Below are 14,220 nucleotides of genomic sequence, written 5' to 3'. Positions count from 1 at the left end.
AGCAGAGCAGGCTCAGGGCTACTGAAAGCCCGCTCCGTACCGCTTTAGCGGTCGGAGTCGGGTAGTTTACGACTATGCTCTCTTCCCCCACATGACGGTGGCGGAGAACGTTGGCTACAGCTTGATGATCCGCGGCATACCGCCGAAGGAGCGCCAAAAGCGAGTGCAAGAGGCGCTGGAGCTGGTACAACTGCCCGATCTGGGATCCCGTAAACCCAGCCAACTTTCAGGGGGGCAACGGCAACGGGTGGCCTTGGCGTGGGCTTTGGTTGGCCGACCGCAGGTGCTCTTGCTGGATGAACCTTTGGGGGCGCTGGATTTGAAGTTGCGCCAACAGATGCAGTTTGAACTCAAGGCCCTACAACACCGCCTTGGTCTCACCTTTTTGTACGTCACCCACGACCAAGAAGAGGCCCTGACCATGAGCGATCGTATTGCCGTGTTCAATCGCGGGCGCATCGAACAGGTGGGATCCCCGGCAGAGCTCTACGAGCGACCTGCCACCCGGTTTGTAGCCGGTTTTATCGGCCAAACCAACTTGATCGAGGGATCCCTGGCGGAACGATGCGTGGGAGAAGCGGCCCTGTTTGCTTTGCGCCCGGAGCACATTCGGATTGACTTATCTGAAGAAGGGATCCCCGATGGCCACTGCCGCTTGCGGGGACGGATTTGCGACACTGCTTATCTAGGGGCTTTCATTCGCTATCAGGTATGGGTGTCGGGCTGTGAGGTGAAACTTTTGGCTGTGCAACCCAACCCCGGCCTGAATTTGCAGCAGTTGCCGGAAGGGACGGAGGTGACTTTAAGTTGGGATCCCAGCCGGATGCACCGCATCCCCGAATAGGGCTCTCAATCCCGATCTCCTCTGGAGCTTGTCTATCCGGCGTCGGCGCTATCTTGCAGGCAGTTGACACTCCCGCCGACTGAAGTCGAGGGATTCTTACGTAGCCCAGAAACGGGCTCGCAACGGCGTTGTCAAAGGGAGAAAAACGGGCCATGATGCGCATTTCCATCCAGCCGGAGAGTGGGATCCCTGGCTCCGTACAGCTTTTTAATTTGCTCTGCTTTGCCATCGCCTGCGGGCAATTTCCTCCCGGCTACCGCCTGCCCAGCACCCGTCAATTGGCTATGCAAACAGGCCTGCACCGCAATACCATCCACAAGGTTTACCACCAACTCGAGGCTATGGGCCTGGTGGAAACCCGCGCTGGATCTGGCATTTACGTGAGCCGCTCCGCCCGCCAGGTGGTTAACTACTCTCGCGGCCTGGGGGAAAACCTGGATCGATCCCGACAGGTCCTGGAGCAGGTGCGCCAGGGCATCGACCAGCTGCTGCAGCAGGGGTTTTCTTTGGAGCAGGTGCGGGATCTGCTGCTAGCGGAGATCGATTGGCGATTGCGCTGCAGTGCCCAAGTGCTGGTGTGTGTGCCCAACCGGGATTTGGGTACAGGACAACTGATGGCCCAGCAAATCCAGCAAACTCTGGGCATCCGGGTCCAGTTGGTGCCCCTGGAGGATCTGGCCACCGTCCTGGATCAGATCCAGTCCGGCACCGTGGTGACGCTGCACTATTTTCTCAGCGCCGTCGAAGCCATTGCCCAACCCCGGGGGGCCCGTGTTCTGACGGTGGAGGTGTCTGACTACGCCCGTGAAATTGCCCTGATCCGCCAGTTGCCTTCCTACGCCTGTCTGGGGCTGGTGAGCATCAGCACTGCCCTGCTGGAGGTTGCCGAGGTGATTGTCTACAGTCTGCGGGGAGACCTGCTGGTGCTGACGGCAGTGATCTCGGATACGGAACGGGTGGGATCCCTAATCCGCCGCGCCCATACGCTGATTTGCGATGAGGCCAGCTACCCCACCCTGCGGGTCTTGGTGCGCCAAGCCCGAGCCGATCTAATCCGCACACCCAACCTAGTCTGCGCCACCCCCCACATCGGAGAAGCAGCCATGGCCGAGCTGAGACGGGAATTGGGTGGGATCCCTGGAGCCGGAGGGGATAGAGAGGCGGGCGGCAGCGGTTTGCAGAGTAAAGAAACGCATTAAGCCTTGTTGCAGGTGAGCCATTTTGCGGATGACAGGCTGCCCAAGATCGTGCTTAAGTGAAAATACGGTAAAAGCTCTCTCATTTTAATTCATCGCTGATCAGTCTTTACACGCATGGTGATCCTCGACTACGCCTCCGCCGATCATGACCATGTGGCGGTCACCCGGGAAGGTTTCTGGGAGGCCATCCGCTTCCAAGACCATTTTTACGTCTTCAACCGGGGCTTTTCTCAGCTGCAAGAGGCCATCGCCAGTTGCCGCTACGACATGGATCACGGATCCCTGATCAGCCTCGTGGTGGTGCGCCCTCGGAGCTATGAGGTGTGGTCGCAGGTGGGATCCGACATTCCCGTCTTGCCGAAGCAACTCTTGAGCCCCACAGCCAGGGACTCCGTCTCGCCGGCGCGCCAGTGCTCCGCACCCCTGTCACCAGCGCGGAAGCGTCGCATAGCAATGACGGCTCCATCGGGGCCCGAACGTCCTTTCTGGTCTTTCTGGGGCTGGGGATCCAAGGCTTATGTGGCGGATGGCGAGCCGGCTGCACCCCAGTCTTTGTTCCACCATAGCCCTCGGCCCTACAACGCGCTACAGGCTTGAGCCGGAATCGGTTGCGCCAGCGTCGTGCAGCAACAGTTTCAGGGAACAGGACGGCTCCACATGCAAATTGAGATCCGGCTCTTCCACCAGCAGGGGCACGCGCTCGGCCACTTCCAGGCCAAATCCTTTCAAGCCGCTGATGTGGCGAGAGGTGTTGCTGATCAGGCGCATTTTGCGCACCCCTACATCCCGTAGTATCTGGGCGCCGATGCCGTAATCGCGCAAGTCCATCGCCACCGGTGGCGCGGTTTCAGAAAGTCCCAGATCTTGCCGGGCGTAGGACTTGATTTGCTCGATGAGACTCAGCTCCTGCTCTTGCCGGCGCAGGTACACCAGTACCCCCTTGCCTTGGTGGTCGATCATCTTCAGGGCGGCGGTCAATTGGCGGCGACAATCGCAGCGCAGGGATCCCAGCGCATCCCCTAGGGGACACTCCACATGGACGCGCACCAGGACGGGCTCAGCGGCAAATTGGGTCGGATCCCCTTTCACCAGGGCCAGGTGCTCGACTTGGTTGAGGCTATCGCGGTAGCCGTAAACCCGAAACTGGCCAAACTCCGTTGGCAGGGTGGCGGCAGCCTCTCGGTGAACCAGTTGTTCGGTGCGCAGGCGGTACTCGATGAGGTGGGCGATGGTGATGATCTTCAAATCGTGCTGACGGGCATATTCGATCAACTGGGGCAGGCGGGCCATGGAGCCATCCGGGTTTTGGATCTCGCAAATCACCCCTGCCGGATACAGCCCGGCCAACATCGCCAGATCCACCGCTGCTTCCGTATGGCCAGCCCGTTTGAGTACTCCGCCCTCCCGTGCCCGCAGCGGAAAGACATGCCCAGGCCGGCGCAGATCTTCCGGTCGCGTGTGCGGGTGAATGGCCGCCTGAATGGTGCGGGAGCGATCGGCGGCGGAAATGCCGGTGGAAACTCCAGCCTCTGGCCCAGCATCAATGCTGACGGTAAAGGCAGTTTGGTTGCTGTCGGTGTTCTGCCCCACCATCAGCGGGATCTTCAGCTCATCGAGGCGGGATCCCTGCATGGCCAGGCAGATAAGGCCCCGCCCGTAGGTGGCCATGAAGTTGATAGCTTGGGGCGTGGCAAACTGGGCAGCACAGACCAGATCCCCTTCGTTTTCTCGGTTTTCGTCATCGACCACGATGACCATGCGACCACACTTGAGGTCTTCGAGGGCTTCGGGGATGGAGTGGAAGATCGTTTCTGTCTCGGCCTGCGGGATGGCACTCATGGAAAAGGGGACGCAAAAAGGGAAAACCTGGCACAGCCGGCTCTGGGCACCGGATCTGCCGGATCTATGCTAGAGCAAACCGGGCGACAGGTAGGGATCCCAAGGCAGAGTCAGTACTTGGGAATCGAGGGATCGTAAGCCTCTGCCCAGGCGAGGATCCCCCCGCGCAGGTTTTTTCCTTGGATCCCAGCAGCTTGTAGGATCTTCAGGGCTTTGGCCGAGCGTGCCCCACTCTTGCAGTGGACGATCAGCTCTGAGCCGTTAAGGAGGCGACGCACCTGCTCCACCCCGTCGCCGTTTTCAATTTGGGGCAGGGGGATCAGGTGAGCACCAGGGATCCGGCCTATCTCCCACTCATTTGGGTTGCGCACATCGACCAACACAAAGTCTTGGTGAGCATCCATCCGCGCTTTCAGCTCGGCCACAGTGATCTCCGGGATCTCCGCTTGGCCAGCCTGTTCGGCAGCTTGGGCTTGTGGGATCCCGCAGAACTGTTCGTAGTCGATCAGCTCAGTGATGGGCGGAGTAGCCGGGTTTTTGCGCAGCTTCAGCTCCCGGAAGCTCATGTTCAGGGCATCGTAAAGCAGCAGCCGCCCACTTAGGGTTGTGCCCACGCCCAGCAGGATCTTCACGGTTTCGGTAGCTTGAATAACACCGATGATGCCGGGGAGGATCCCCAACACTCCCCCTTCGGCGCAGGAGGGCACCAGTCCTGGTGGGGGCGGCTCGGGGTAGAGATCCCGGTAGTTGGGCCCATCTTCGTAGTTGAAGACCGTCGCTTGTCCCTCGAAGCGGAAGATCGAGCCGTAGACATTGGGCTTGCCCGTCAACACACAGGCATCGTTCACCAGGTAACGGGTGGGGAAGTTATCGGTGCCATCCACAATCACGTCATAGTTGGCAAACAGCTCCAGTGCGTTGTGGGCCTTCAGGGCGGTGTTGTAAACATCCACTTGACAGTGGGGGTTGATCTCCAGGATGCGGTTCTTGGCCGATTCCACCTTCGGCTTGCCCACCCAGGAGGTGCCGTGGATCACCTGCCGCTGCAGGTTGGACACATCCACCACATCAAAATCGACAATGCCGATCCGCCCCACGCCGGCTGCCGCCAAGTACAGCAACAGGGGCGAGCCAAGGCCGCCTGTGCCGATGCACAGCACTTTGCCCGCTTTCAGCCGCTTCTGTCCTTCTAGGCCCACCTCGGGCAGGATCAAATGCCGAGAAAACCGCTCCATCTCTTCGCGGGAGAGGCTAACTTGGCTGGTATCCAGGTTCAACATGCTCACAACCCTCCGGCAATAGCGGGAACGATGCTGATGACGGCTTGTTCTCCCACGGGGGTGTTGTTGCCTTGGGGCAACGTGCGCACATCCTCGTCGTTGAGGTAGACATTGACAAAATTGCGCAGCTTCCCATCCTCGGTGTAGAGGTGGCGCTTCAGCTCGCCATAGCGGGCGATGAGGTTGCCCATCACTTCGCCGACATTGCTGCCCTCGATCTCGACAGCTTCCAGGTTGTCGGTGTAGGGGCGCAGGGGAGAGGGGATCAGAACTTTGGTTGCCATGGGAGTTCGGGGAGAGATCTTGGGTATCTACTGGAGACTTTTGAGGATCCAGAGGATCTGGGCTGACCTATCCGTCTGGCCGATCTGGTTGGAGCAGTCTACGGATTTCGATGATTCAGCTATGTTACAGACAAGGTTCAGCATTAGACTACCGCTTTTTCCGGTGGCGCCCATCCCAGCTTTCAAGGATCCCAACTGAACTTAGCCGTGAACTTCAGCCTCAAACAGCAGCAAAGCCCAAACGACTCTAGCTTGCCAAAGCCGGGAGCGGGGGGATGCGAATGTCTTCCAGCATCTGCATCGGCTCCCGTTGGGGCTGCTCCTGCTCATCCAAAACCCAGCTCACCACCTCTTCTGCCTTGCCATCGCGCACGCTGACGATCACACAGGAAAAGCCCCAAGGAAAAGCATGCTGCCGATCAAACTCGGAGGGAATGGCCGCATGGTTGGGGTGGGAATGATAGGTGCCCAGGATCCCCAGCCCTTTGCGCACCGCGTGGTCGTTGGCCCGCTTGAAATCCGCCGGATCGATCAAGAAGCGGCGGCGGCTGGATTCCCCGTCTGCCAGAGGGTTTTCCGCTTGATCCCAGGTGTTGGTCACCGACCAAAGCTCGTGGATGATCTTGTCGGATCCCCGGATTTCCCCAATTAAAATGCCGCAGCTCTCGTGGGGAAAGGCTTGTTCGCCGTGCTGGCGGATGCTGTGAAGGTGGTCTGCCGAGAGGTAGAGGGCCATGAATCTCGCCTTTGCCGATGGAGTTACCGTTCTTTTATTCTGGCACAAGTTGGCCGGGGATCCCTCAACTTAGCTACAGCGGATGCCATTGGGGCGCAACGGGCAGGCCGTTCCGCAGAGGCCGCCGCTGCTGAAAATGTTCGGCCACCAGTGTGGCGCGGTCAGACCCGTCCATCGAGTGAACCCAGAGGTGGCTCTGGCTTTGGAGGGGTGACGGGGGCATAGTGGGGGCAACCCTGGCACGGCCCTTGGGGATGGACGGCACAGCGCAACCAAGCCGAGTGGGCACTGAAAACACAAGAGGGATCCCCCAGGGGTGGGCCAAATTCGCCGGCCCGTTGACGGCGCAGCAGCACCACTTGCCGTCGCCAATCTTGCAAAAATCGGCTGTAGGCGCGTTCCCGCCAGCGACGCTTGGCCGCATTTTCGAGGACGTGGGCGGTGAGGTTATCCAACATGGAACGATACCCAGGGAAGAGGCCAACAGGCTGGGAGTTGCGTTGGATGGCTCAGAACCTCAGGATGGCACACACTGGCGAGAAGAACCCAAGAATTGCAAACTCTCCTTGAGTTCAGTTTAAGTTTGTGGAGTTTCTTCCGATGGCTCTGGCTGCTGGTGGCGGGCCTGGGCCCGTTGCAGGGCTTCTCGCACCACAGCAAAGCCCGTTCCCCCGGCGCTGAGCCGCGTGGCCACCACCTGGCGGGGCTCAATGGCCGTCAAAATGTCCGCCTCAAAGGCCGGGTGGAAGGTTTTCCAGCGCTCCAAGGGCAGATCCCGCAGCAGGATCCCCTCTGCCAAACAAATGCGCACAATCTGCCCCACCAAATCATGGGCTGTGCGAAAGGGGATCCCTTTGCGCACCAGGTAGTCGGCCACATCGGTGGCGTTGGAGAAATCTTCCTGCACAGCAGCGGCCATGCGCTCAGGTTGAAATTGGATCCCTTCCCGCAGCAGAAGGGTCATCGCCTCTAGGCAGGCTTTCAGGGTATCGACCGTGTCGAATAGCCCCTCTTTGTCTTCTTGGAGGTCTTTGTTGTAGGCCAGCGGCAGCCCCTTCAAGGTGACCAACAAAGCCTGGAGATGGCCAAACACCCGCCCCGCCTTGCCGCGCACCAGCTCCGGCACATCGGGATTTTTCTTCTGGGGCATGAGGCTGGAGCCGGTGGCACAGGCATCGGTGAGGGTGACAAAGCCGAACTCCTGGGAAGCCCAGAGGATCACCTCTTCCGAGAGGCGGCTGAGATGCACCAAAATCAAGCTGGCGGCAGCGTGGAACTCCACCAGGTAGTCTCGGTCGCTGACGGCATCCAAGCTGTTGGCGCTGATCCGCTCAAATCCCAGCAGATGGGCGGTGAGCTGCCGATCAATGGGCAGGGAAGTGCCGGCCAAAGCTCCGGATCCGAGAGGACAGACATTCGCCTCTTCCCGCACCCGCCCCAGCCGTTGCCAGTCTCGCCAGAGCATTTCTTCATAGGCCAAGAGGTGGTGGGCTAAGCTAATCGGCTGAGCCCGTTGCAGATGGGTGTAGCCGGGCAGGATCGTCTCCAGATGCCGCTCGGCCAAGTCCAACAAAACTCCGCGCAGCTCCCAGAGAGCTTGACGAAGGTGATCGATTTGATCCCGCAGATAGAGGCGCAGATCGGTGGCCACTTGGTCGTTGCGGGAGCGCCCGGTATGCAGTTTTTTTCCCACTTCCCCCACCAAAGCCACCAAACGACGCTCGACGGCATAGTGGACATCCTCTGCCTCTGGATCGGGCCGGAAGGTGCCGGCAGCCGCCTCCTGTTGGATCTGCTCCAATCCCTGCCGGATCTGGTCGGCCTCTTGCCGGGTCAGGATGCCACAAGCGGCCAACATTTGCACATGAGCCAGGGATCCGGCCACATCGTAGGGCAGCAGGCGGATGTCGAAGCCGATGCTGGCGTTGAAGCGGGCGATGGCAGGATGCAGGGATCCCTCAAAGCGCTGGCTCCAGGGGCGAGGGGTGGAAGTTACCGTCGGCTCAGACATTGGCTGGGAACCGGAAGAATGGGGAGAAGGATTGACCACCGTAGGAAGACCCCACTGCAGTTGTGGAGAAAAAACACAGAAACCGACCGCCGACGGCCAAAACCCCGCCGGCTCAGGCCAACTGGATCCAGCTAGAGCAATGGCGACAAGGCTCTAGTGGGAGCTGGTGATGCTCTTGAGCATGTAGCCCGCCACGATCCCTATCAAAAGCGCCCAAATTTGGCCCGATTCCACAAAGCCATTCCAACCCTTGCGGATATCGCCCAGCACATCCTGTCGGAACACCTGCCCGACAATCATTTCCGTCTGGAAAGCCGCGGGGGCCGGCAAGTAAACCGAGGCGGTTTCAGACCCAGAAGGAGAGAAGTTCATGGTTGTACCTCAGGTGTAGATAACACAGTGCAGCCAACCTGGTAGCTCCACCAGCTAGAGCGTACCGCTCTGAAAGACCTACGAAACGCTAACAAACACTTCCACTCGCACCGGCGGCGCGGAGTGCTCAGCGTCTGCCGCGCTTCTGCTTTCTTCCTGCCTTAACGAACTATGGCTGGCAGCAGAGATCACCCCCACTGCCCCGCCAGAGGGATCTCCACAGGCGTGACTTCCCCGCAAGCTGCAGGTAGCCGCTCCTTGCTCTCTGAGAGAGCCACACAGACTAAAGCTGGAGCAGGCTTTAGCCCATGCAGAACGCATGCCAGAACTAACCAACTAGCCTAGTAGTCCGGCAAAACCACGTCAACCAACCCACCGTTGCTGCCCAGCCCAGTAGCGTTGAGTAGCTTGCTTGAGCTATTGTGAGCGTTGCGGCCTGCTGTCATTAACCCTGAGTTTGAACTTTTTTAGCTAGGCTGGCTCGGATTTTTAGCTAGGCTGGCTCGGAGTCGGGCAACACCTTCAACACCACCAGCGTTGTGTCGTCCACGGGCTCAGGCCGCAGGGAAATCTCGTCCTGCAACAGGAGCTCTGGATCCTCGGGCAGCCATAGGGGAAGAGGGTGGGATCCCCGACGGCCTCGGAAGGCATCCATCTGCTCAAACAAGCTCTCCAAAATGTCTTCGGGGGAGTCGTAGCGACGGGCAGCGTACTGGATGGCGTCCATCAGCCCAGAGGTTTCCAAGCGCTCGCCGCGGGTGTTGGCTGTCTCCGTGTAGCCATCGGTGTAGTACACCACCACATCCCCGGGTTGCAGTTGCACGCAGCTTTCCGAGTAGTGGCTGTTTTCTTCCAAGCCGATCAGCGCCCCCTCTGTGTCCAGGGGTTGAATTTCTCGGGTGCGGGCCTGCCACCACAGGGTGGGGTTGTGGGCCGCGTTGCTGAAGCAGAGGCGATGGGAGCGGGGATCGTACTCCGAATAAAACAGGCTGATGAAGCGATTGGAGTTTTCCAGGTCACTGTACATGGCCCGGTTCAGATGTTGCAGAACACGGGCCGGCGAATGGCGGTTGAGGGCCTCCGCCCGCACCATGGCGCGGGTCATGGTCATCAACAGGCCGGCGGGCACCCCTTTGCCCATCACATCCCCAATGACGATGGCCAAGCGAAAGCCTGCCGTTTCTTCAGGTGAGTCGGATGTTTCCAGGCGTTCGCCAGGAATCTTGATGAAGTCGTAGTAGTCACCCCCCACTTTGCTGGCCACCCGGCAACGGGCTGCCAAGCGAATCCCCTTGACTTGAGGGCACTCCCGAGGTAGCAGTTGGGTCTGGATGTAAGAGCCAATCTCCATTTCTTTTTCCAGGGCCATCTTGCGGCGCAAGGCTGCCGTCAAGCGGTCATTTTCGATGGCCACCCCTGCCTGATCGGCGACCAAGCGCAACAGTTGTTGGCGACGTTCATCCCAGTGGTAGCCAGGCTGACGGCTGAAGACGTACAAGCGACCCTGGACAGAGTTGCGAATCAGCAGCGGCGTGCCGAAAAGGCGTACATCCGGCCCCAAGCTCTGGCGGAACCGTTCGTCCAAGAGGTGTTCCAGGGCAGGGATCTTAACAGACAGGGATCCCTCCGTTTTGAGAATGGGCTCTTGAGCCGAGAGGGTCTGGGTAATTTGCTCCATCTCAGCCCGAATCTGCTCGCGGTGATTGAGATCAGAGCAATGCAGTTGATCCAACTGGATGGTGCCGTTGGGATTGAACAAAACCAGGGCTCCGCCTTCGGCATCGGTCAGTTGGCTGGCCACAAAAGCCGTCAGCTCCAGGATCTGGTTCAAGTTGTTAAAAGAGCGCAGAGCAAAAGCCAGCCACGCCAGCAGATACTGCATCCGATGGTGTTCTCTCTCCAGTTCTGCCACCCGATCCGGCATTGCAGGGGCAGGCACAATGGCCGGCTTGACCTCCGGCAGCTCTCTATCATCGGACGCAACGGCACCTGAAGAGGTGGGATCCTCATCCTGGCCGGTCTGAGCTGAGCGCAAGTCCCCCGAATTGTCCGTGGGCGACAGCGACGGAGCATTGGGGGGGAGGGGATTTTTGCCCGAATCCTGGGCCAGCAAGGACTCTGACCACAAAGAATCTGACAGCCCGGCAGGGGGCTGCCCTAAAACGGCCTTTTGGGGGCTGTGATCATCCATCGGGAAGACTGGCGTTAATCCCTTGGAAACGTAACGAAACAGCTTAGCAAAAATATCACAAGCTTCATCACACTCATCCCTCACACCCAGCGATGCTGACGCGATCCCTGGCACAGCTCTCGGTAGAGCTGTTCCACCTGGCTGAGGTTGTGGCTGAGGGTATAGCGCTCCAGCACCCGCTGGCGGGCCTTCATCCCCAGCAGTTGGGTAAACTCCCGTTGATCCCGCAGCAAAGGCAACAGCGTTTGCAGCTCCGCCGTCACCCGTGTCGGATCCAGCAGGATCCCGGCTCCATCGGCCAAAACCTCGCCATCGGCACCCACATCGGTGGCCACTGCTGCCAGCCCACAGGCCATCGCCTCCAACAGGGACAAAGAGAGCCCCTCGATTAAAGAGGGCAAAATAAACACATCGGCTCCTCGCAAGATCTCGATGCGTTGCTGCTCGTCGGCAATATAGCCCAGCCAGTGGATCCCATGTTGAAGGGTGTAGAAGGGCTTGAGGGTGTTGAGCAGCGGCCCATCCCCCACGATCAGCAGACCACACTTCTCCCCCATTTGGGAGTGTTTCCAAGCCTTGAGCAGGGCCTCCAGGTTTTTCTCCGGCGAAACCCGCCCCTGATAGACGAAGATCCGCTCCAGTCCCAACCGCTGTTTGAGGGTGGAGGGCCCAGGCGCATACTTGTCCACATCGACCCCATTGGGAATGACCACCACCTGTTGGGGGCGCACCCCCAGCTTGACCAAGATCTCCCGCTGCGTTTCCGAGAAGACGATGGTGCGGTGATAGTTGGCCAAACACGGTGCGTAGAGCTGGTAGGCCAAGTATTGGGTGCGAGAGGCGATGTTGCGCCGCCGTCGGTCGAAGGCAGGGTGGAAAGTAGCCACCAGCGGCTGGTTGAGCTCAGCGCAGATCTCCGGCAGCACAAAGTCGATGGGAGAAATGGTCAAGGAGGCATGTACCAGATCCGGCTGCAATTCCTTGAGGGCCTGGGTGAGCAACCGCTTGGCGTTGGGGGCCGGGATCGTGTAAATCTGCGACTTGTACAGACAGGGGAGGGAAACGTCTCGACGATCCAGCTCCGCCCTCCAGCCTTCACCTCCAGGATCCAGGGCGGGCGGTTGGCCCTCGTTGGTGAAGTGAAAAAAGCTCACTTGATGCCCTCGATCCAAAAGGCCGTTGGTCATCTCGCGGCTATAGGTGACGTTGCCACAGAAAGGTGTCTTTTTGCCTATCCAGGCGATGTGCATGGGCGGATCCCCGCGGAGCTGAAACGCTGAGCTGCAAAGGGAGTCTCGATTCTTAAACCTCTACAAGAGTAGCAGAGTTGGCTCCTGCCTTGGCCCGTTCCCCCAGAAGAGGGTATCCAGCCTGGCGCTGCGGCAGGATTTAGGGGGCCTCTCTGCCCAATAAGCTCCAGGTGTACAGCCCCGCCAGCCCCGTCAGAACAGCCAGGGCCGCAAACATCCAGGGAAGGCCAAAGCAAGCTTCCGCCAATCCCGTAAACACCAGCGGCAAACTGAGGGCAATGTTGGCGGCGTTGTTCTGGAGCCCAAAAATCTTGCCCCGCAGATGGTCGGGCGTTTCCTCTTGGATCAAGGTTTGCATCGGCACCGCCACCAGAGCCCCGCCACAGCCCAACAGGGCAATCCAGCCCAAGCTGGGCAGCAGCCAGTGGGTCGTCCAGGAGAGGGCTGCCAGAGCCCCACAGAGCAGCAGGGATCCCAGGCCAACCCAGGCGCGGCGGCTCACCCGTCGGCCCGTATGGCCCACCCAAAAGGCGCCGATCCCCATGCCTAGGCCAGCAGCGGCCAACAACACCCCGAACTGATCCGGCTTCAGCTCTGCCATCACTTCGGCCATGCGCACCGCCAAAACTGCCAGCGCCGCAAACAGCGAGTAAAGCACCACCACCTGCACCAAAGCAGCTTGGATCAGGGGCACCTGGCCGACATAGTGCAGGCCCAGCCGGAGATCTTCCCAGAGGTGAGGGACTTCCCAACGCCGGGGCTCCAGCTTCTCATGGGGTTGTAGCAGCAACAGCAGGGATCCCGCCAAGAGGTAGGCTCCCCCCACCAACAGCTCCGGCCCCACTTCCCAGCCCGGCAACCAATGGCGTACCCAACGATCTGCCAGGGTTAACAGCGGCTCCCCCACGGCAAACCCGACGATCAGCGAAGCCATCATCGTGGTGGTGTACAGGGAGTTGGCCGCCAGCAGCTCTCGCTTCGGCAGGATCAGCGGCAAAGTCGCCTGCTCGGCAGGAGCAAAAAACTGGGTCAGAACCGAGACGGCAAAGCTCACCAGCAACAGCCCCGCAAACCCCAAGGGGATCCCTGGCCAAAGGTCGCGCCCAGCGGTAAGCCAAAGCAGCGGCGGCAACAGCAGCACTAGGATCCCACGCCCCAGGTTGGAGAGCACCAACACCCCTTTTTTCAGCCAGCGATCCACAAATACCCCTGCCAGGCTGCCCAATAGCATCGCCGGCAGCGTAAAAGCCAGCATGATGGCCGAGACCCAACCGCTGATGGAAGCCCCTTCCGGCTGAAATTCGCGGGCAACCAACCCAATCAGCAGCACCAACAACACCTTGTCCGCCAACTGGGAACACGCCTGCCCCATCCACAGCAGCAGGAAATTGCGCCGGCGCAGCACGGTTACAAAGTTGCTCAGGCCCGGCTCAGACAGACCTTGATCTTCCTTCTCTGCTTTTTGCCCCTTTTCGGGATCCTCAGGGGGTGGCTCCGGCAGGGGATCCCCAGGAGAACACTCCGGCGAGCTGAGGGCGGGGCTTGCTGTCGGCTCAGGCAAGAGAGCTTCTGACTTCAGTCCCCAACTTGGCGTTGATGCAGGTAGATCCCGGAGAGGGGAACTGGGGTGGCAGATCCCTGCCCCTCCTTGTGGCCAATCCCATCGTTGCTCCCAAGTCATGATGCTCCCCAGGTGACCTGCCCATTTCCCCGACGTCGGCCCCACAACAGAATGGGATCCCGTCAGCAAACAAAAGTGGAAACGGGGTGCCCCGATCTTATCTTGGCCCGCCTTCCAATCCACCAACCCAAATCTTGGGAATCGGCAGGCCTAGCTTCCTGCGGCAGACAAGGAGCGCAAGGGATCCGGGATCGACTCGCTGGGAGCCACAAAGCTGCCCTTCTCTACAAAGGTTAAGCGCAGGCTCAGCCAACGAATAAAATCCGCGTTGGTGGATACCACTGCCCCCAGGGGCTCCTTCAACTTGTCCCGCAGGGGCTTTAACTCTGGAGCTTCCATGAAGGCCGGCTGGGGCACCCAGAAGAAATCGACAGGGCAATGGCGCTCCTCGCAGTATCGACGACGCTCCTCCAGCACCTCTTCCAGAGGCTCAGAACGTAAGAAAGACAGGCTGGCAACGACAAAATGATAGGTAGTCGGTTCGGCAGCAGACATAAGATTGCTGTGGAACTGTGTTGAGAATAAAGGCTAGA

13 protein-coding genes and 2 pseudogenes are annotated in these 14,220 nt (G+C 59.7%); 4 read left to right on the top strand and 11 right to left on the bottom strand.

All coding sequences use genetic code 11. The features are described 5' to 3' along the window. Nucleotides 1–82: 82 nt before the first annotated feature. The 4 genes and pseudogenes from NW840_RS03650 to NW840_RS03635 form a co-directional block, all read left to right on the top strand. Nucleotides 83–295 (top strand): annotated as a pseudogene (locus tag NW840_RS03650) (ATP-binding cassette domain-containing protein); the annotation flags it as partial. Nucleotides 296–337: 42 nt separating this feature from the next. Further along, nucleotides 338–844, top strand: a complete 507-nt coding sequence (locus NW840_RS03645; protein ID WP_414342445.1) for an ABC transporter ATP-binding protein — start codon at nucleotides 338–340, stop codon at nucleotides 842–844. 152 nt (nucleotides 845–996) lie between these two features. Then, nucleotides 997–2,043 (top strand): GntR family transcriptional regulator, encoded by a 1,047-nt coding sequence (locus NW840_RS03640; RefSeq protein WP_414342444.1) that lies wholly within the window; start codon nucleotides 997–999, stop codon nucleotides 2,041–2,043. A gap of 114 nt (nucleotides 2,044–2,157) precedes the next feature. Next, nucleotides 2,158–2,640: a hypothetical protein gene (locus tag NW840_RS03635; protein ID WP_414342443.1), complete on the top strand. Its 483-nt coding sequence runs from the start codon at nucleotides 2,158–2,160 to the stop codon at nucleotides 2,638–2,640. Nucleotides 2,641–2,700: 60 nt separating this feature from the next. On the opposite strand, the pseudogene ribB reads toward NW840_RS03635, so the two are convergent. The 11 genes and pseudogenes from ribB to NW840_RS03580 form a co-directional block, all read right to left on the bottom strand. Continuing rightward, nucleotides 2,701–3,849 (bottom strand): annotated as a pseudogene (ribB, locus tag NW840_RS03630) (3,4-dihydroxy-2-butanone-4-phosphate synthase); the annotation flags it as partial. A gap of 143 nt (nucleotides 3,850–3,992) precedes the next feature. After that, nucleotides 3,993–5,162 carry a molybdopterin-synthase adenylyltransferase MoeB gene (moeB, locus tag NW840_RS03625; protein ID WP_414329338.1) on the bottom strand — a complete coding sequence of 390 codons (1,170 nt, stop codon included), beginning with the start codon at nucleotides 5,160–5,162 and terminating at the stop codon, nucleotides 3,993–3,995. Between the two features lie 2 nt (nucleotides 5,163–5,164). Further along, nucleotides 5,165–5,446: a MoaD/ThiS family protein gene (locus NW840_RS03620; protein WP_011433658.1), complete on the bottom strand. Its 282-nt coding sequence runs from the start codon at nucleotides 5,444–5,446 to the stop codon at nucleotides 5,165–5,167. A 247-nt stretch (nucleotides 5,447–5,693) separates the two neighbouring features. Further along, complete coding sequence (locus NW840_RS03615) at nucleotides 5,694–6,182, bottom strand: M67 family metallopeptidase (RefSeq protein WP_414342442.1); 489 nt, start codon at nucleotides 6,180–6,182, stop codon at nucleotides 5,694–5,696. Between the two features lie 161 nt (nucleotides 6,183–6,343). Next, nucleotides 6,344–6,640: a DUF6464 family protein gene (locus NW840_RS03610; RefSeq protein ID WP_414329336.1), complete on the bottom strand. Its 297-nt coding sequence runs from the start codon at nucleotides 6,638–6,640 to the stop codon at nucleotides 6,344–6,346. 119 nt (nucleotides 6,641–6,759) lie between these two features. Continuing rightward, nucleotides 6,760–8,193: an argininosuccinate lyase gene (gene argH, locus NW840_RS03605; RefSeq protein WP_414342441.1), complete on the bottom strand. Its 1,434-nt coding sequence runs from the start codon at nucleotides 8,191–8,193 to the stop codon at nucleotides 6,760–6,762. 153 nt (nucleotides 8,194–8,346) lie between these two features. Continuing rightward, a complete protein-coding gene (locus tag NW840_RS03600; protein ID WP_414329334.1) occupies nucleotides 8,347–8,565 on the bottom strand; it encodes a hypothetical protein in 219 nt (72 codons plus the stop codon). Nucleotides 8,566–9,058: 493 nt separating this feature from the next. Continuing rightward, nucleotides 9,059–10,756, bottom strand: a complete 1,698-nt coding sequence (locus NW840_RS03595; protein ID WP_414342440.1) for a PP2C family protein-serine/threonine phosphatase — start codon at nucleotides 10,754–10,756, stop codon at nucleotides 9,059–9,061. A gap of 80 nt (nucleotides 10,757–10,836) precedes the next feature. Then, entirely contained in the window at nucleotides 10,837–12,006 is a 1,170-nt protein-coding gene (locus tag NW840_RS03590) for a glycosyltransferase family 4 protein (protein ID WP_414342439.1), read from the bottom strand. A 139-nt stretch (nucleotides 12,007–12,145) separates the two neighbouring features. Continuing rightward, nucleotides 12,146–13,567, bottom strand: coding sequence for an MFS transporter (locus NW840_RS03585; RefSeq protein ID WP_414342438.1), 1,422 nt, complete (start codon nucleotides 13,565–13,567; stop codon nucleotides 12,146–12,148). 270 nt (nucleotides 13,568–13,837) lie between these two features. After that, nucleotides 13,838–14,182: an MgPME-cyclase complex family protein gene (locus tag NW840_RS03580; protein WP_414329330.1), complete on the bottom strand. Its 345-nt coding sequence runs from the start codon at nucleotides 14,180–14,182 to the stop codon at nucleotides 13,838–13,840. Nucleotides 14,183–14,220 lie beyond the last annotated feature (38 nt).

The sequence above is a fragment of the Synechococcus sp. R5-13 genome (genome assembly GCF_047462015.1).
Classification (GTDB): domain Bacteria; phylum Cyanobacteriota; class Cyanobacteriia; order Thermostichales; family Thermostichaceae; genus Thermostichus.
The sequence above is the reverse complement of the archived record's forward strand: the minus strand, read 5'-3'. Positions and strand labels throughout refer to the sequence as shown.